This is a genomic window from Streptomyces sp. NPDC001204 (assembly GCF_053598035.1).
In genome coordinates this window covers 47600-65066 of record NZ_JBSFJL010000044.1, presented here as the reverse complement: position 1 = coordinate 65066, position 17467 = coordinate 47600, and the positions used below count along the sequence as shown (strand labels likewise).

13 protein-coding genes and 1 pseudogene are annotated in these 17467 nt (G+C 63.3%); 11 read left to right on the top strand and 3 right to left on the bottom strand.

Annotation, left to right across the window (positions count from 1 at the left end):
- Positions 1-178: 178 nt before the first annotated feature.
- Positions 179-703 (bottom strand): annotated as a pseudogene (locus ACWC91_RS37675) (SIR2 family NAD-dependent protein deacylase); the annotation flags it as partial.
- Between the two features lie 422 nt (positions 704-1125).
- Between ACWC91_RS37675 and ACWC91_RS37670 the strand changes: the two are divergent.
- From ACWC91_RS37670 to ACWC91_RS37645, 6 genes are all read left to right on the top strand, one after another.
- The gene (locus ACWC91_RS37670; RefSeq protein ID WP_450643286.1) at positions 1126-2046 is read left to right on the top strand and encodes a hypothetical protein; all 921 of its coding nucleotides are present in this window, start codon (positions 1126-1128) and stop codon (positions 2044-2046) included.
- Between the two features lie 23 nt (positions 2047-2069).
- The gene (locus ACWC91_RS37665) at positions 2070-2624 is read left to right on the top strand and encodes a hypothetical protein (RefSeq protein ID WP_450643288.1); all 555 of its coding nucleotides are present in this window, start codon (positions 2070-2072) and stop codon (positions 2622-2624) included.
- Positions 2625-3001: 377 nt separating this feature from the next.
- On the top strand, positions 3002-5326 hold the full coding sequence (locus tag ACWC91_RS37660) for a type I restriction-modification system subunit M (protein WP_450643290.1): 2325 nt from the start codon (positions 3002-3004) through the stop codon (positions 5324-5326).
- Entirely contained in the window at positions 5323-6774 is a 1452-nt protein-coding gene (locus ACWC91_RS37655; RefSeq protein WP_450643291.1) for a hypothetical protein, read from the top strand. The genes ACWC91_RS37660 and ACWC91_RS37655 overlap by 4 nt, the downstream gene beginning before the upstream one ends.
- Positions 6771-9725, top strand: a complete 2955-nt coding sequence (locus tag ACWC91_RS37650; protein WP_450643293.1) for a type I restriction endonuclease subunit R — start codon at positions 6771-6773, stop codon at positions 9723-9725. The genes ACWC91_RS37655 and ACWC91_RS37650 overlap by 4 nt, the downstream gene beginning before the upstream one ends.
- A 663-nt stretch (positions 9726-10388) precedes the next feature.
- On the top strand, positions 10389-11303 hold the full coding sequence (locus ACWC91_RS37645; RefSeq protein ID WP_450643295.1) for an aminoglycoside phosphotransferase family protein: 915 nt from the start codon (positions 10389-10391) through the stop codon (positions 11301-11303).
- A gap of 3 nt (positions 11304-11306) precedes the next feature.
- Here ACWC91_RS37645 and ACWC91_RS37640 read toward each other — a convergent pair whose 3' ends face one another.
- Positions 11307-12680: a sporulation protein gene (locus tag ACWC91_RS37640; protein ID WP_450643296.1), complete on the bottom strand. Its 1374-nt coding sequence runs from the start codon at positions 12678-12680 to the stop codon at positions 11307-11309.
- Between the two features lie 210 nt (positions 12681-12890).
- Between ACWC91_RS37640 and ACWC91_RS37635 the strand changes: the two genes are divergently transcribed.
- A complete protein-coding gene (locus ACWC91_RS37635; protein WP_450643301.1) occupies positions 12891-13448 on the top strand; it encodes an ATP-binding protein in 558 nt (185 codons plus the stop codon).
- Positions 13449-13768: 320 nt separating this feature from the next.
- Positions 13769-14068 carry a hypothetical protein gene (locus ACWC91_RS37630; protein WP_450643298.1) on the top strand — a complete coding sequence of 100 codons (300 nt, stop codon included), beginning with the start codon at positions 13769-13771 and terminating at the stop codon, positions 14066-14068.
- 407 nt (positions 14069-14475) lie between these two features.
- On the opposite strand, the gene ACWC91_RS37625 is transcribed toward ACWC91_RS37630, so the two are convergent.
- Complete coding sequence (locus ACWC91_RS37625; RefSeq protein WP_450726240.1) at positions 14476-15255, bottom strand: GntR family transcriptional regulator; 780 nt, start codon at positions 15253-15255, stop codon at positions 14476-14478.
- Positions 15256-15419: 164 nt separating this feature from the next.
- Between ACWC91_RS37625 and ACWC91_RS37620 the strand changes: the two genes are divergently transcribed.
- From ACWC91_RS37620 to ACWC91_RS37610, 3 genes are read left to right on the top strand one after another with little or no spacing between them, the layout of a single operon-like run.
- Entirely contained in the window at positions 15420-15764 is a 345-nt protein-coding gene (locus ACWC91_RS37620; RefSeq protein ID WP_450641699.1) for an SCO3933 family regulatory protein, read from the top strand.
- Positions 15764-17065, top strand: a complete 1302-nt coding sequence (locus tag ACWC91_RS37615) for an FtsK/SpoIIIE domain-containing protein (RefSeq protein ID WP_450641700.1) — start codon at positions 15764-15766, stop codon at positions 17063-17065. The genes ACWC91_RS37620 and ACWC91_RS37615 overlap by 1 nt, the downstream gene beginning before the upstream one ends.
- The gene (locus tag ACWC91_RS37610) at positions 17062-17259 is read left to right on the top strand and encodes a hypothetical protein (RefSeq protein ID WP_225078200.1); all 198 of its coding nucleotides are present in this window, start codon (positions 17062-17064) and stop codon (positions 17257-17259) included. Before ACWC91_RS37615 ends, ACWC91_RS37610 begins: the two co-directional genes overlap by 4 nt.
- The last annotated feature ends 208 nt before the right edge of the window (positions 17260-17467 follow it).

Here is a 17467-nt window from a genome sequence, read left to right as displayed (position 1 = left end):
AGGCGTCGTCCGTCGTCAGGCCGGCAAGCGCCCGCCGCCCGGACCCCAGTTCGTCCTCAAGCACTCCCACGGCGTCACCCACCAGCGGTCTCCGCATCATGCCCGCTCTCCTCGTCCACCGCAGCGGGGCTCAGCGTACGCAACCCGGCGAATCTTCGTCACCGCACCGGCGGGGGATCTACTGGTTGCTCTCTGCGCTCAGCCTGCACAGCAGCCGGGGCAGGGCGGTGCCGATCGGCTCCCGGACGACTTCGTCGGCGATGTCGTCGTACGGTGTCGGCTCGGCGTTGACGATGACCAGCCGGGCGCCGTGGTCGGCGGCCACGCCCGCGAGGCCGGCGGCGGGCTGGACCTGGAGGCTGGTGCCGACGGCGATGAACACCTGGCAGGCCTTGGTGATGGCGACGGCTTCGCCGAGGATGGCCGGGTCGAGGCGTTCGCCGAACATTACGGTGGCCGACTTGAGGATGCCGCCGCATTCCCGGCACGGCGGGTCCTCCTCGCCGGCCGCCACCCGTTCCAGGGCGTCCTCCATCGGGCCGCGCGCCCCGCACCGCGTGCACACCACACTGCGCACGCTGCCGTGCAGCTTCAGTACCTTGCATGCGGGCATCCCGGCGAGCTGGTGCAGCCCGTCCACGTTCTGCGTGATCTCCCGCATCGGCACCCCGGCCCGCTCCAGCCTGGCCACGGTCCGGTGCGCGGTTCGGCTCGGCAGCGCCGGCCAAACCGCCTCCGTCTCGGGTCACATGTCACGCACCATGCACTTTACGCATGTGATCTCGATCACGCGACCAAAAGCCCCTTATCGCGACCTATCTAGACAGAAGCCATCGCGGGGAGTCGATGAAACTCGATACAGGTCGGGGTATGGCAGGCGATGCCGCTAAGCGCTTGCTCACCCAGGTAAGTGGCCATTTGTCTACCCCGCCCTGGCCGCTGGCCAGGTGCCGCCTCGAGGCCAACTTGCACAACGACGCACTGAGTTCCTGGAACCTCGACTTGGCTTTACCGTGCGCTCCTGCCTCATCATGGACGCAACATCGTGGGTGGGGCGGTAGGCCAGTGGTTGGCCAACCGTGAGCCAATACAAAATAGGGGGATGCCTTGGCGACGTTGGGCCACATGAAGGAGCGCACGGTCGGCTTCTATGAGGTCGTCCGAATCAAGGACGGTGAAGCCAGACGGATTCCCGCCCAGTTGGATTGGGACGGCGTCCTGTCGGATCTGTCCCAGGCTCCGGTGGCAGCCCGTACCTACGAGGGCGAGTCGCAGATGGTAGGCACCATCGCCACCTACAACATGCAGGACCATCTGCTGCTGCACCGGGTAAAGGACGCAGGTGAGTGGCTGTCAGTGGTCAATTGGGATACCGGCGATCTTCGTGAGCTAGAGCAGTCCGCCCACGAGGGCTATGTAGACACCTCGGTGATCTGTTTCTTGCCGTTCGGCAACATCGTCGGGATCATGCAGGGGGGCGTTTCCGCCCCGAGTCATCGTGCTCTTGCGACATGGCTCAACGGCATCCGGATCTTTCCAGGCGACGAGTTGCAGATACGACCCGTGGTCGCGCATGCCGAGGTTGAGCGGTTGAAGACCGCTTCCGGCGCGAGCCGTGTCGAGGTCAAGATCATGGCCAACAAGATGGGCGCTCTGCAGGGTCGCAGGGGTGGCCTTGCTCGTACCTTGCTTGTGGCTGGCGATGCCTACGGGGAGATCAGCGTCACGATGATCATCTCTGTGCCGAAGAAGAAGGAGCTCAAGGAGCACCGTGAACACCTCCTCGCGGATCTGGAAGAGATCTCGGATGTGGTCTCCGGAGCCGAGCGGGCACGGGCCCGGCTGATCTACTCGGACCCCGGAGGTCCGGAGCAGACGCGCCTCGTCGAACTGGTTGAGCACAGCATCACTGCCAAGAAGCGCGTGCCGGCCACAGATGAGGCGGGCAACTCAATCCGCATTGTGTCAGCGGTGGATGCGATCCTGTCATCAGCCATCGAGCACGAGGATGCCTTGCGACTGGCCGTGGACGTAGGGGACTCATGACCTGGGCATAGACAGGGGGGCACGTGAGTGTGCGTACGAGCGTTGAGGACCGCTGGGCCGCGGTCCTCTGGATCGACTACCTCCTTGCAACACTGGCACTTAGCGCCCATATCGCCACGATCCGTATCACCGGATCGTCGGACTGGCTGTCGTGGATCGAGTCGTCACAACGTACGGGTTTGTACGCCGCGGCTGCTGGCGTGGTGGCGGCGATCGGCGGTCTGAGCGCTATCGCGATCTCCCTCTACACCGCGGCGAACGGTGAACGGCTGCGCGCGGTACGCGCGCAACACCACAAGGAACTGAGGCGAAGCTGGCGCAGCCTGCTGCAGAGCACGGCTCTTTGCTGTCTGCTGTTGTTGACAGCTCTGTCCTTGGACCGGGACAAGGATCCCCACTCGGCCCGGTTCGTCTTCGAGTACGCCATGGCATTCGCCGCTCTGCGGTTCGCACGGCTGATCTGGCTGTTCGACGGCATGATGCGGGTTATAGATGCAGACCTCACTGAACCAGAGGCCGTTGGAGTGCCGGTGCGCGATCCTGACTGGCTACGCAACCGACAGCAGAACCCGCTGTGACCTGTGTCGGCGAAGCCCCAGCCTTGGCGTGTCTCCCCGGCCGTCTCTGAGCAGTCCGAGGCGGCTCGGCCACACGGGCTCAGCGCCGGAACGCCTGTGGTCATCCCCGGGGCGTCTCTGGAGCATGGAAAGTGGATCAGTGCCAACCGCCATTATCAACGGGCCGGCGACAGTGTCAGCGCTACTCAACGGGCAGTCCAGGGCACGCATAGACGCAACAGATGGCGGCAGCACAGGTACTGCAGTGTCTAGTACCGCAGTTGTGTCCCGGCCCTCGATCAGTGCGAGTAGAGTCCGTACAGAGCAACTGAGCTCAGTAGGTGTGGGGTGGGCTGCCCCAGCGGCAGCCAGTGCAATCCGGAAGAGACGAGTAAAGAGTGTACGGGGCGCAGCACAGTCGTATCGTTAACTTCATCTGGGGCATTGCCGATGACGTCCTTAGAGACGTCTATGTACGCGGCAAGTACCGCGACGTAATTCTCCCATTGACGGTGCTACGGCGCTTCGACGCCGTGTTGGAACCGACCAAGCAGGCCGTGCTCGACATGAGCCGGGAACTCGATGCCATGGGCGTTACCAACCAAGACGCCACCTTGCGGGAGATTTCTGGGCAGGCGTTCTACAATACCTCGCCGTTCACTCTACGTGATCTACGTTCCCGGGCGACGCAGCAGCAGTTGCGGACCGACTTCGAAGCCTACCTCGATGGATTTTCGCCGAACGTGCGCGAGATCTTGGAAAATTTCGAGTTTCGGCACCAGCTTCCAAAGCTGTCCCGCAACGATGCGCTAGGAATTCTGATCGAAAAGTTCCTTGCCCCTGACATCAACTTGGGGCCGGAACCTGTGCGGGACCCCGATGGCCGAGTTGTACTTCCTGGGCTCGACAACCACGCGATGGGGACCATCTTCGAAGAACTCGTGCGCCGCTTCAATGAGGAGAACAACGAGGAAGCCGGCGAGCACTGGACCCCGCGGGATGCGGTCGAGCTTATGACCCGTCTCATGTTTCTCCCGATTGCGGACCAGATTGACGACGGGACTTATCTTCTATATGACGGTGCATGCGGCACCGGTGGCATGCTCACCGTAGCAGAGAAAACACTCCAAGTCCTCACCAGAGCCCATGGCAAAGAGGTAACCACGCACCTGTATGGGCAGGAAATCAATGCTGAGACCTACGCAATCTGCAAGGCAGATTTGCTACTGAAAGGTGATGGACAGGCCGCCGACAACATCAAGGGTGGGCCAGAATATTCGACACTGTCGAATGATGCATTCCCTCATCTCCGGTTCGACTTCATGCTCGCAAATCCGCCCTACGGCAAGAGCTGGAAGGGTGACCTGGAGCGGATGGGTGGCAAGAAGGATCTTCAAGACCCGCGTTTCGTCATCGACCACGCCGGGGACTCAGCCTACTCATTGGTCACCGGCTCCGGCGACGGCCAGCTGCTTTTCCTGGCCAACATGGTGTCAAAGATGAAGCACGACACCACACTTGGCAGCCGCATCGCCGAAGTACACAACGGTTCTTCGCTGTTCACAGGCGACGCCGGTGGCGGTGAAAGTAACATCCGCCGCTGGATCATCGAAAATGACTGGCTGGAAGCCATCGTCGCACTGCCTCTCAACTTGTTCTACAACACCGGTATTCCCACGTACGTTTGGGTCCTCACCAATCGCAAGCCCGATGACCGAATCGGTAAGGTCCAGCTCATCGATGCCACCAGTTGGTCCACACCGCTAGACAAGAACCTCGGAAAGAAGAACTGTAGGCTTTCCGAGACCGACATCCAGCGCGTCACGGATGTTTTCCTTTCTTTCACGGAGACCGAGCAGTCCAGGATTCTACCCAACAAGTCTTTCGGCTATTGGAAGATCACTGTAGAGCGTCCTATGCGCCTGGCCAGCCGCTTCACCCGTGAAGGGACCGAGGCTCTCCGGTACGCCTCCGGGGACCAAGCGCTGCGTGCCAGACTCCATGAAGAAATCGGCGACGCACTGTTCACCGACTTTATGGCTGTGGAGAAGCAACTACGTGCCCGTTTGAATGAATGGGCCAAGGTCGCGGATACCGAAGGCGACGCTCCGGAGTTGTCGGAACGCAGCCGCAAGAAACTGCTCGACGCCAGAACGTGGGCCAGAGATGGTCGGATGGTTGAGGTAGCGACCGCGTTGTGGAAAGAGATCGGCGAGGAGATCTTCACCGACTATAACGTGTTCGAAAACCGCGCCGGCGCTGCGATGGGTGAACTTGGTCTGAGCTTGCCCACAACCGACCGAAACGCCATGCTACGCGCCGTTAGTTGGCGTGACGAGGAGGCCGCGCCGGTTGTGCTTAAGCGCCACAAGGCTGGCACCGAGGCAGATCCACTGCACGGGCGGTATGAAGTCGAAGGTAGCAACGGCAAATCAGTCGTTGTGGAGTATGAGCCGGATAACAAACTGCAGGACACCGAGCAAGTGCCACTGTTGGAGGACGGCGGGATTGAGGCCTTCTTCCGCCGCGAGGTGCTGTCGTACACCCCCGACGCGTGGATCAAAGAGGGGGCCACGAAAATCGGATATGAGATCAGCTTCGCCCGTCACTTCTATAAGCCACCGCAGCTTCGCAGCCTGGAGAAGATTCGAGCCGACATCCTGGCTTTGGAGAAAGAGAACGAGGGTCTTGTAGACGAGCTATTCGGTGGTGGCACGAAGTGACAGAGGAACTGAAGCCTTACCCCGATTATCGGGCTTCCGGCCTTCCTTGGTGCCCAGAAATTCCCTCACACTGGACAGTCCGCCGTAATGGTGGCCTCTTTTCCCAACGTTTGGAGACCGGGTATCCCGATCTGCCGATTCTTGAAGTTTCGCTGCGCACTGGTGTCCGTGTACGTGACATGGCGGGCGGTTCTCGCAAGCAGGTGATGAGCCAACGGGAAAAGTACAAACGCGCCGCCCAAGGCGACATCGCCTACAACATGATGCGCATGTGGCAGGGGGCAGTCGGGACAGTCCCCACTGACGGACTCGTCAGCCCTGCCTATGTCGTTGCGCAGCCACTGCATGGAACTCTGGGCACTTACTACAGTCACCTATTCCGGACGGACGCATACCTTCGTGAGGTTAATAAGTATTCGCGGGGAATCGTATCCGATCGAAATCGCCTCTACTGGGGAGATTTCAAACAGATGCCATCTCTACTCCCTTCGTTGACCGAGCAAGAGTTGATTGTTAAATACCTTCACAACATTCAGCTTCAGGTCGGTTCGGTGATCCGTGCGAAGGGGGAACTCATCTCTCTGCTTACTGAGCAGAAGCAGGCCCTTGCTCACCAGACTGTACTCCGAGGTCTGGATGCAAATGTTAAGCTGCGCGATTCCGGCTCTCCATGGCTTGGTTCGATCCCAGACCATTGGGGTGTTTACCGACTCAAGAACTGCGTATCACCCATCTCTCAAGGATGGTCACCTCAATGCGAAGCCATACCTGCATCCGATGGGGAATGGGGGGTTCTCACAGTCGGCTGTGTGAACGGTGAAACGTTCGCAGCGCAGAAGAATAAGCGGCTGCCAGAGCATCTCGCGCCACGACCTGACCTACAAGTTAGCCCTGGCGATATTCTTATGAGCCGGGCGAACACTCGCACACTGCTCGGGCGTGCGACTCTGGTGGAAGGCGAACATCCGGGAATCCTCATCTCCGACAAGCTATTTCGCTTTAGAGCGCATGAGGACATCGTAAGTTCCCGCTTTCTAGTGCACCTCCTCAGAACGGGACCAAGTCGCGCCCAGATTGAAAGCTCAACAAACGGGGCAAGCGACTCCATGCAGAACATCAGTCAAGGTGTTGTCCGCAACCTCGTTGCTGCATTGCCTCCACGCAATGAGCAGGAGATGATCGCTTCCCACCTTGCTGAGGCTTTCAGCCCGATCGATATCGCCATCCAACGCGCCGAGCGTGAAACGAAGTTGCTCTGGGAGTATCAAACCCGTCTGACCGCTGATGTTGTAACTGGTCGGCTAGACGTGCGGGCGGCGGCTGCCGCGCTCCCTGATGTGGATGCACCGGAGGCATACGACTTGAAAACCTCCCCCCTCGAAGGTGACGCCGAGGAGGCTCTGGGCATGGATACAGAGGACGACAACCTCGGTGAGGAGGGCCTTTGAACGCATATGGCACGGATATGAGCGAATCGGGCCTAGAGGCGCTTATCGTCGCCGATATGGGCCAGCGTGGCTGGCTGCAAGGCGATTCACGTGATTATGACCGCACCCACGCGGTCGACTTCGTACAGCTCCGGGCCTTCCTGGAGGAGTCGCAACCCAGCGCTGCAGCCGCGTTGGAGCTAACCGACCCTGCCTCCCCAGTCCGGCGGAAATTCCTGGCCCGGCTCCAGGGGCAAGTCACCCAACATGGCGTCGTACACCTCCTGCGTCACGGGCTCCAGCACGGCCCGCACGACCTTACGCTGTTCTACGGCTCACCCTCGCCCGGCAACCGCCGCGCCGAGGAGCTGCATGCGCTCAACCGTTTCACGGTCAGCCGGCAGGTGCGTTATAGCCAGGATGAGACTCAACGGGCCCTCGATTTGGTGATCTTCGTCAATGGGCTGCCTGTGGCCACCTTCGAGTTGAAGAACAACGTCACCAAGCAAACCGCCCAAGACGCAGTCGAGCAGTACCAGCGGGACCGGGATCCACGCGAGCCGCTCTTCAAACTCGGCCGGTGCCTGGTGCACCTTGCTCTCGACGATCAAGTCGTGCGGTTCTGTACCCACCTCAAGGGCAGAACATCATGGTTCCTGCCTTTTGACCAAGGATGGAACCATGGCGCGGGCAATCCACCCAATCCGGACGGTCTCAAGACCGCCTACCTATGGCAGTCGATTCTGGCTCCAACAAGCTTAACCGACATCATTGAGCACTATGCGTTGCGTCTAGAGCGCAAGGACATCAAGACCGGCCGGAAGCAGGTGGAGCAGATTTTCCCCCGCTACCACCAACTTGATGTTGTCCGTCAACTACTGGCGAATGGGGGAGAGTTCGGCGCTGGCCAACGCTATTTGATCCAGCACTCCGCAGGCAGCGGAAAATCCAACTCCATCGCCTGGTTGGCACTGCAGCTCATCGGGCTGAAGCATCACGGTTCGACCGCTTTCGATTCCGTCATCGTAGTAACAGACCGGGTGAACCTAGATCAGCAGATCCGAGACACCATCCGGCAGTTTTCACAGGTCCGCTCCACGGTCACCCATGCCGCCAAGTCCGGCGACCTGCGAAGGTCAATTGAAGCGGGCAAGAAGATAATCATCAGTACGGTTCAAAAGTTTCCCTTCGTCTTGGACGATATTGGAACTGCTCACCGCAACCGTCGCTTCGCCATCGTTATTGATGAGGCTCACTCGAGCCAAGGAGGCAAAGCCACGACAGCGATGAGCACGGCCCTATCACCAGTCAATGCCCTGGGCAAGGAGGAAGATAGTACCGAAGACAAGATCAATCAAATTATGGACAGGAGGAAACTGCCTGCCAACGCTAGCTTCTACGCCTTTACCGCCACCCCGAAAAACAAGACATTGGAGCTATTCGGTCAGCGCGGCGGCGATGGTAAGCCACAACCGTTCCACAGTTACACGATGAAGCAGGCCATCCAAGAGGGTTTTATCTTGGACGTGCTGAAAAACTATCTTCCCGTTACCAGCTACTACAAGCTGGCCAAGACGGTCGAGGTCGATCCGGAATTTGACTCTCGGCGAGCGACCAAGAAACTGCGGTCATACGTAGAAGGCAACGACCACGCCATCCGAGTAAAAGCCGAAGTGATGGTTGAACACTTCCTCCAGCAGGTCGTCGGCCTTCGCAAGGTTGGCGGCCGGGCACGCGCCATGGTGGTGACGAGTTCAATCGACCGAGCCATTGAGTACTACCACGCCATCAGCGCTCATCTGCGGGAGCTCAAAAGCCCATATAAGGCCATCGTCGCCTTCTCCGGCGAGCATGATTATGGCGGCGTAAAGGTTACCGAGGCTACTCTCAACCATTTTTCTAGCGGTGCGATTACCGAAAGAATCCAAGAGGACCCGTACCGCATCCTGGTTTGCGCGGACAAGTTCCAAACCGGCTACGATGAACCTCTGTTGCACACTATGTACGTTGATAAACCCCTCTCGGGGATCAAGGCGGTTCAGACGCTCTCCAGGCTTAACCGCGCCCACCCGGACAAACGTGACGTGGCAATACTCGACTTCTACAATGACACTGCCGTAATCGAAGAGGCTTTCTCCAAGTACTACCGCACCACGGTGCTTTCCGAGACAACCGACCCCAACAAACTACACGATCTCAAAGCAGCTCTGGACGGCTATGGGGTCTACTTGCCTGAACATGTGGAAGTCTTCGTCGATAGATACTTGGAAGGGGCCGAACGCGACCGGCTCGATCCGATCTTGGATGCCTGTGTAGCCACCTATTGTGACGAGTTGGATAAGAGTGACCAAATCAGCTTCAAGGGCAAAGCCAAGGCCTTCACCCGCACCTACGACTTCCTTGCCTCCGTATTGCCGTACTCCCATGCGGGCTGGGAAAAGCTGTCCATCCTGCTAAACTTCCTCATCCTCAAGCTGCCGGCGCCTCGGGAAGATGATCTTTCGCGCGGCATCCTCGAGACCGTCAGCCTAGAGAGCTATCGGGTCGAGAAGCAGGTAAGCCTTTCTCTCACGCTTACGGACGAGGATGCAGAGATTGGTCCGGTGCCGACAGCTAGCACGGGCAGCCACGCGCGTGAGCCCGAACTAGAGCGGATCTCGGCAATCATCAGGACGTTCAACAACCAGTTCGGGAACATTCCGTGGACCGATAAGGACCGGATACAGAAGATCATCGCAGAGGAAATTCCTACACGGGTAGCCGCAGATCCGGCCTACCAGCGTGCAATGCGCAACAGTGACAAGCAGAACGCCCGCATCGAACATGACCACGCCCTCGGGCGAGTAATGATCTCCTTGATCAAGGATCAGACCGAACTGTTCAAGCAATTTAGTGATAACGATGCCTTCAAGCGCTGGCTCGCCAACACCGTCTTCGATGCCACCTACGATCGGGGCGAGGGCCACGCTTGAGACGGCGGCCAGCGATCTCAGGTCTCTCCGTCACGTTGTGGGCCCTCCACTTGGGTAGTGGTCTCAAGACGTCGGTGCGTCGTGGACCAGCTGTGGACATAAGCCGTTGGCCCGGTTGTTAGGAGGGTTGTGACCTGCTCCTTTGCCTAGCGCATTTGTGTGCTTGCCCCCGCGTATGGCGGTAGTTGGTGCGCGGCCGGCGCTGGCAGGTCTCGCCTTGGCCATCGACGAAGCCCGACCGTCGGATAGGTCCCGGGCTGCCCCCAGACAAAGTCGGGGATGCAACCGCTCTACAGAGCTGGACACCTCGGAAGCGCGCCTGAGACCCTAGCCATAAGCACTGACAACTCCCTCAGCGACGGCGGCGGCCCCGACAATGCGTCGCTCCGTCCCCGCACCACAAGCGCACCAGAAAGGGCGGGGAACTGCGGAGAATCACGGTGCAAGCCGCCGAACCCGTCGAGGCTACGGATCGGATGCTCGCCCAGGTCAGTGCCCCAACCGACCTCACGGTGCTGCAGTTTCCCAAGCTGAGAGCTTCTACTCTCGCTGAGACGGCCTTCTCCTGGGTACCGTCGTGGTCGTGTGTCCAGTGCACGTCGGGTTGGTCACCCGTAGGCGTGCGCCGGTTGATCGCGCGCGACTAGGGGAGCTGGTACGGGCATGGCGGTTGACGCTGCTCGATCGGAAGAGGGGTTCACGTCGGCGGGGGCCACGCGGGTGATGAGTGCCGCGTGCCGTGCTGCGGGGCTCGACGACAGGGGCGCGGAGTTGATCCGGCTCGGGGAGAACGCGTTGTTCCGGCTGGCCTCGATGCCGTTGATCGTGCGCGTGCCTCGTGGGCGGGAGTGGCTGACCACAGCTCGCAAAGAGGTTGCTGTTTCCCGGTGGTTGGCGGATGAGGGGTTCCCTGCCGCTCGGATCGTCGAGGATCTTGAGCAGCCGTTCGTAGTCGACGGTCACCCCGTGACCTTCTGGCATCTGATCGTTGAAGGGGACCGGAAGGCGACGTATGGGGAGCTGGGGGCCACCCTGCGGGATCTCCACGCTTTGAAGGCGCCGGACGAGCTTGAGCTGCCCTCGTTCGATCCCTTCGACAAACAACAGCGCCGGCTCGACCGGGCCGTGATCCCGGAGGACGACAAGGTATTTCTTCGGAAGCGGTGGCGAGGGCTGCGGGATAGATACGCCGAACTGCGCTTCGAGACGCCCAAGGGGCCCGTGCACGGTGACGCGCACGTGCAGAACCTCATGGTGGACGATCAGGGGCAGGTCATCCTGATCGACTTCGAAGCCTTCTGCTTCGATCACCCCGAGTGGGATCTCATGGTCACGGCCGTTGAGCATCACAGCCTTGGGTGGCAGACCGATGAGCAGTACGCCGACTTCGTGGCCGCGTACGGGCGGGACCTGTACGACTGGCCGGGGTACGAGACGCTGCGCGGGCTGCAAGAGTTCGGCATGACAACGTGGCTCATGCAGAACGTACAGGAGGACGAGAGGACGGCGGCCGAGTACCGGCGGCGCATCGCTGGCCTGCGCAACGACGATGCCCCGCGCGACTGGCGGCCCTGGTAGCTGCTACTCCTCGTCATCGAGTCGGACAAGTGCGTCCCGCACCTGATCGTTGAAGGCGGCCACGATCGGGTTCGCCGTGTGGGCGCTTACCTCGGCTTGGAAGTCGGTGACGTAGCGCTGGAAGCGTGTGGACTGGAGGGAGTCGCCGCTGTCGACTGCGAGGCTCGCGGTGGTGACGGCGGCCTCCAGCTCGCCGTTCAGGAGCTGGCTCTGCGCAAGTACCATGCGGCAGAACCCGAGGGTGCGGGCGTACTTCGGGTCGGTGCTGTCCACGGCGCGCTGCGCCTGCTCGACCGCTTCACGGCGCATCTTCAGGTCGCGGAAGCAGTGGCAAAGCTCGCCCATGAGTTCCGCGGAGTCGAAGTAGGCGAGCCATACGGGGTCTTCTGCTGTGTCGGCGTGCTCAAAGTGGCGTTCTGCCTCGTTCATCGCGCGGCCTGCCGCGATGCGGTCGCCTGCGTTGGACAGGGCGCGGGCTTCCATCGCCGAGTAGTTGGCCATGGCGCGCGGGGTGGCGCGGCCCTTGGCGCCCTCGACTGCGGCGCGGGCCAGTTGGATGGCTTGGGTGTGGTGGCCGAGGTAGTTGGCTTGGTGGCTGAGGTTGCCGAGGATGCGGGCGCCGAACATGCGGTCGTCGATGACCTGGGTCAGGCGCAGTGTGGAGGTGAGGTAGCGGTGGGCGAGCGGGTGGTTTCCGGTGTCGTACGCGGTCCATGCGAGCAACTGTGAGACCTCTGCGGCGGCGCTGAATAACGCGGTGCCCGTCTTCTCGCTGTAGCTGGCGTCTAACAGGGGCAGGACCTCATGGCGGAAGTAGTGGCGTAGGGCTTTGTGGCCGTGGCCTCCGCCGTATTTGAAGTCGAGTTGCATGAACATGCTGGCGGCGTCCCTGATGGCGCGGACGTCGCGCATGCCGACTCGCTGGTGTGTCGGGCGGTCGGCCTGGATGCCGTCGGGGCGCGTGATCATCCAGGACAGGATCGCTGAGCTGAGATCGCTGTCCGCGACGGTCAGCTGATCGGCGGTTGGGGCTTCGGCGCGCTCATCGGCAAGGCTTCCGAGCATGGAGAGTGCCTCGGGCACCGTGCTGGGGTATCGGACCGGCTGAGGGGTGGCCGGCCGTGCGAGGTCGAAGAAGCCGAGATCGCTGGGGGTGATGCGGCGGCCCAGTTTGGCGCTGAGGACATCCGCCATGATCGCTGCTGCCTGCGGCTGGATGCCTGAACCCTCGCGCCATCGCTTCACGGAAACGTGTGTGGTTCCGAGGTTCACGCCGCGCTGTGCGGCGGCGTCCTGCATCCGCTTCGCCAGACCCTTGTTCGAGACCTTGGCCTCGTCCATGACGGCGATCAACTGCGCGTTCGGCTCTCGGCTCATGCTCCCCTGCCAACCCGAGAATGACGGCGAGTGTTCATCGTGTCACAGCAGTCTCTCGCTGGGGAGTTCATTGGTGAACCCCCCTTGCGTTTGCCGGTGTTCACGTGAACCCCCTGGTGAACGCTCCCGGTCAGGGCCCTTCCGTCGTGTACTGGCTTGCGTGCAGCAAGCGGTGTCGGGAGAGCCGTCGAAGGCTCGGAAGGGGACATGATGGATGCGGGGAAAGCCAAGCAGTTGGCGAGCGAGTTGGACGCGTACGCCCACTGGTTCGTGGCGCCGAACGCGTCCCCCACTGGACGCTTCCTGACGCTGACGCTCTTCGCCGAGTGTGGCAACACGGCACGTGTCGCGCGGGATCAGACGGCCGAGTTCCTTCGGGGCGCGGGCGCCTCTGACGTGGTGGATGATGCCCGGCTGGTCGTCTCGGAACTGGTCGGGAACGTGGTGAACCACGCGGTGCCGGATCGGGATCTGGCTCGGCCGGGTGGCTGTCGGCGCATCGACGTGATCTTCAAGGTGTGGCCGAAGTGGCTATTCATCGGCGTTACCGACGAGGACTCGACGCCTCCCCTGCTCCCGGTGGGCGAGATCTTCTCGCCGGGCCTGGTGGCGGAACTGTCCGAGGCGGTGTTGCCGGACAGCGGGCGTGGGCTGCTCATCGCTCAGCGACTGGCCACGGCCGTGTGGTGGACGCCGGGAGACGGGGGCGGCAAGACGGTCTGGTGCCGCTTCGATCTGGACGGCGGGGCTGAGCACAGACCGCGCTGATGATCTCCGATCCGCCGTCTGCGGTTCTTCCTCGCGATCGGGAGCAGGCGGCGGACCGGACACCGATCGGAGCTTGACCTACTCCGGTCACGGGCGCGGCCCCTCGGGTCGCGGGAGCTCCCCTCTCGGCTGGGGGCCGCGCCTCACAACCGCATACCGAGACCGGGCCACCCCATCAGCCCTGGAAAGCGAAGGGTGGCCCGGCTGGGAACACGGCGGTTCCCGGTGCCTGATGGTACCGGGGCCGTCGTGCTGCTTGTCTGCCCTGGGCCAAACAGAGTTGATGATCCGTTACCTAGATCAGGGCAGAGGTGGGCAAGGTGACTGGCTCAGGTGAGAGCTGGCTGAGCGATGGCCTCGATGACGTGATGGGCGTCGACCACGGCCTGTGGGTGCCGGGGGTCGACTACGTGGCGGGCTGGCGGGAGGCTCGGGAGGTTGCCGACCGGTTGAACCGGGCGCTCCTCGGTGCGGGCTTCGAGCTGTCCGCTGTGCGGGCGGTCGCCTCGACGGGTGAGGACGGGCGCGGGCTCGTGCGGCTGGCGGCATGGCCGGACGCCGTGGACCGGCTCGCCGGGCTCCTGGAGGGGCTCGCCGACGGTGGCGGCGGTGCGGCGTGAGGGGCGCTGTCGCTGGTGGGCGTGGCACGTGGGCACGTCGTCGGCTGGAGAGACTTTGGGCAGTAGCTGCCATGGGGCGAGTGAACAGGGGGCCTTACGCTGGCCCGGCGAATCGGGCAGGTACTGGACCTGCCCGCGGTTGTGCCCGATGGGCCCCCTGTTCTTCGAGGCTCGCCCCATGGGAGCTGCGTAAAGTCTCGGAGGCCGGCGACCCCCAGCCCCCCACACCCCGGCCTGCGACGGCCGGTCGACGCTGCGACTTCTCCGGCTGGCTGCGGCGTGGGGCGTCCGGCGACCGGACGGGACCGGCGGCCACGCCGCACGCCCGGCCGGGGCGGCCGGGCGGCCCGGCGCGCCGCAGGCGCGCCCTTGAGGAAGTGAAGGTTGTTTCGACCGATGCCGGTTGTTCAGGCGCGGGCGCGTCGGGCGGGCTGTTTGTCGGCGGTGATCCGGTAGGCGAGTTCGGCTCGGTCCGCGCCGATGCGCAGTTCTTCGAGGATCAGGGGGCGGTCGTCGGTTCCGTGGGTGACGCGGGCCATGTGCAGGATCGGGGTCGCGTCGGGGAGCTGGAGCGTGGCGCGCTCGTCGGGCAGTGGCATGCGGGCGCGTACCGTCTCGGTCCACGACAGCTTGTGTCCGGCCTGGGTGAGCACCCAGTAGATCGCTGCCGCAGGCTTACACGGCTCCTCACCCAGCAGGGGGACAGCCCCGGCGATCTCGAAGGGGATCAGCGTGCGGTGCATGGCGCGCGTCCCGGTGCTGGGGTCGGTGAGCAGCCGGTCGCAGCCGAACAGGGCCTCTTCCTCGCCGAGTTGAAGCAGTCGGCCGGTGTCCTTGGCGGTGTGGGTGCGGTAGGTGCTCGGCTCCTCGGCCTCCTGCCATACGTCGCCGTTGGGCATGACGAACTTGCCCTCGCCGGTGCTGCTGATGCGCCGCTCCAGGGTGAGGGCCGGCTGGCCGTCGGAGCGTACGAAGCTGCCCTTGCCGTGCCGGACATCGATCAGCCCTTCCGCGCGCAGTGCGGCGATCGCGTTGCGGACCGTGGGGCGGGAGACGCCGTAGCGGGCCATGAGCTGAGCCTCGGACGGAAGCAGGGAGTCGGGGGCGAACTCGCCCGTGAGGATCGCTTCCCTGATCGCTGCGGCCACCTGCTGGTAGAGGGCTCCTGGGCGCTGGATCTCGGTCATCTCGACATCTCCGGGTCGTGGTCGTAGGCACGTCGCACGCGCGACATCACTCGTCAGCATAAGTAGTTGCGCTCTCGCCGTACAGAACTCCATAGTCGTAACTCGTAAGGACAAGTGACGTCAGTACATTACTGGCGTCCTGAGTGGCCAGGGAGGCCAAAGACATGCAGTCCATTCCCGTGGACACGACGCGGCTGGGCGTACTGCGGTGCGCCATCGCGCCCGAAGCGAAGATCAGCAACCCCGAGACACAGGAGGTGAAGAAGGACCGGGACGGCAACCCCGTCTACACCGTCGCGGTCACCGTGCGGCAGGACCGGCGGCGGATCTCCGTCATCGAGATCGCCGTGACCGGTGAGCCCAAGGGCATCGAGGAAGGGCAGATCGTCAAGGTCACCGGGCTGACCGCGTTCGTCTGGTCGATGGGCGACCGCCACGGCGTCAGCTTCCGCGCCGACGCCATCACCCCGGTGCCCGGCCCGGCGCACGCCAAGGGCGGTGGCGCCTGATGGGGCCGATCCTTCTCGCCTTCGCCCTGGCCGTGCTGGCCTGGGTGCTCGTCGTCGGTGACCTGATGCGCCGGCACCGTCCGGCCTGGCATTGGTACCTCGTGGGCTACCCGGCCACCGCGTGCCGGGTGGCGTTCACCTGGCGCAAGGTCGCCATGCTCAACGACCTCGCCGTCTCCCGCCGTCCGCCGCGCGGGCTGCTCGGGGACCTGGTGGTGAAGGGGGACCCGTTGCGGCCGGTGGCTCCGCGGGTCTCCTTCCCACGCGCCACCCGCATGGGCCTGGCCGTGATCGTGCGCCTGCACGCGGGCCAGACCCCAGCCATGTACCTGAAGGCAGCCGACGCGTTCGTGCACGCGTGGAAGGTGCACGCCGTGCGGGTCACCTCGCCGGAACGCGGGCTCGTCCTGCTGACCGCGACGGCCACCGATCCATTGGAGCGGCCCGGCTTAGCCACGGCACCGGCCGAACCCCTCTCCGCACTGATAGGCGTGCTGGAGTCCGGCGGGGCGTGGGTGATGAACCTGCGGCTCGTGCCGCACTGGCTCATCGCCGGGGCAACCCGCTCGGGCAAGTCCACCCTGCTGGCCCGGCTGATCACCCAGTTGGCAACTCAGCCCGTCGCCCTGGTCGGCATCGACTGCAAAGGCGGCATGGAACTCGGCCTGTTCGCCGGACGGCTCAGCGCGCTGGCCACCTGCCGCAGGGAAGCGGTCGTCGTGCTCTCCGCCCTGGTGGTCGACATGCAGGACCGGATGAGCTCCTGCCGGTCCGCCGGTGTCCGCTCGATCTGGGAGCTACCCGAGAAACTGCGGCCGGTGCCGGTCGTCGTCATCGTCGACGAGATCGCCGAACTGTACCTGTCCGACGGCACCCGCGAGAGCAAGGCAGAAGCAGACCAGTGCTCCACGCTCCTGCTCCGGCTCGCCCAACTCGGGGCCGCGCTCGGTCTGCACCTGATCGTTGCCGGCCAACGCGTCGGCTCCGACCTCGGCCCCGGCGTCACCGCCCTGCGGGCCCAGCTCAGCGGCCGTATCTGCCACCGCGTCAACGACCCAGGCACCGCCGAGATGACCCTCGGCGACCTGAACAAGGACGCCGTGGCCGTCGCCCAGTCGATCACAGCGGAAGAACGCGGGGTGGCCGTGTGCACCGGACCGGACGGCGGCTGGAGCCGCGCCCGCACCCACCTCACCCCGACACAAGAGGCCGTAGCGACGGCCCGCAAGTACGCAGCCCTCACCCCGGATCTGCCCGGCCTGAACCGTGCCCTTGAGGCGCTGGAAGGAGAGGCCAAGTGATCGGCGAAGGTACGGCGTTCACGTTCGCGGTGATCTTCGGGATCATCACCGTCCTCCTCGTCCGCTCCCGCGACGTCCGCGCCTGGGAAGCGGTCTGCGTCGGCCTCTTCGGCGTCTACCTCGGCCAGACCCCCGTGTTCTTCACCATCCACGGCCTCGTCACCTGGCTGATCAACGGCTTCTCCCACGCCTGAGCTGAAAGGACACACCCGCATGCCCATGCCCCGCGTGAGGTGCCCCCAGTGCAAGGGCGACGGAGCCCGCCGCACCTGGACCGGACGACAGCGGCGCTGCCGCGTCTGCCGAGGCACCGGAACCATCCGCTAACCCCACCCCCATCCGACCCGACCACGCAACGGAGGCGATCCCCATGAACCACAGCGCACCACCCACCACCCACCC

Excerpts from the sequence above, each read along its gene's own strand:
- ACWC91_RS37645 (WP_450643295.1), top strand. The coding sequence starts at position 10,389 with ATGGCGGTTGACGCTGCTCGATCGGAAGAGGGGTTCACGTCGGCGGGG.
- ACWC91_RS37620 (WP_450641699.1), top strand. The coding sequence starts at position 15,420 with ATGCAGTCCATTCCCGTGGACACGACGCGGCTGGGCGTACTGCGGTGC.
- ACWC91_RS37640 (WP_450643296.1), bottom strand. The coding sequence starts at position 12,680 with ATGAGCCGAGAGCCGAACGCGCAGTTGATCGCCGTCATGGACGAGGCC.
- ACWC91_RS37635 (WP_450643301.1), top strand. The coding sequence starts at position 12,891 with ATGGATGCGGGGAAAGCCAAGCAGTTGGCGAGCGAGTTGGACGCGTAC.
- ACWC91_RS37615 (WP_450641700.1), top strand. The coding sequence starts at position 15,764 with ATGGGGCCGATCCTTCTCGCCTTCGCCCTGGCCGTGCTGGCCTGGGTG.
- ACWC91_RS37670 (WP_450643286.1), top strand. The coding sequence starts at position 1,126 with ATGAAGGAGCGCACGGTCGGCTTCTATGAGGTCGTCCGAATCAAGGAC.
- ACWC91_RS37625 (WP_450726240.1), bottom strand. The coding sequence starts at position 15,255 with ATGACCGAGATCCAGCGCCCAGGAGCCCTCTACCAGCAGGTGGCCGCA.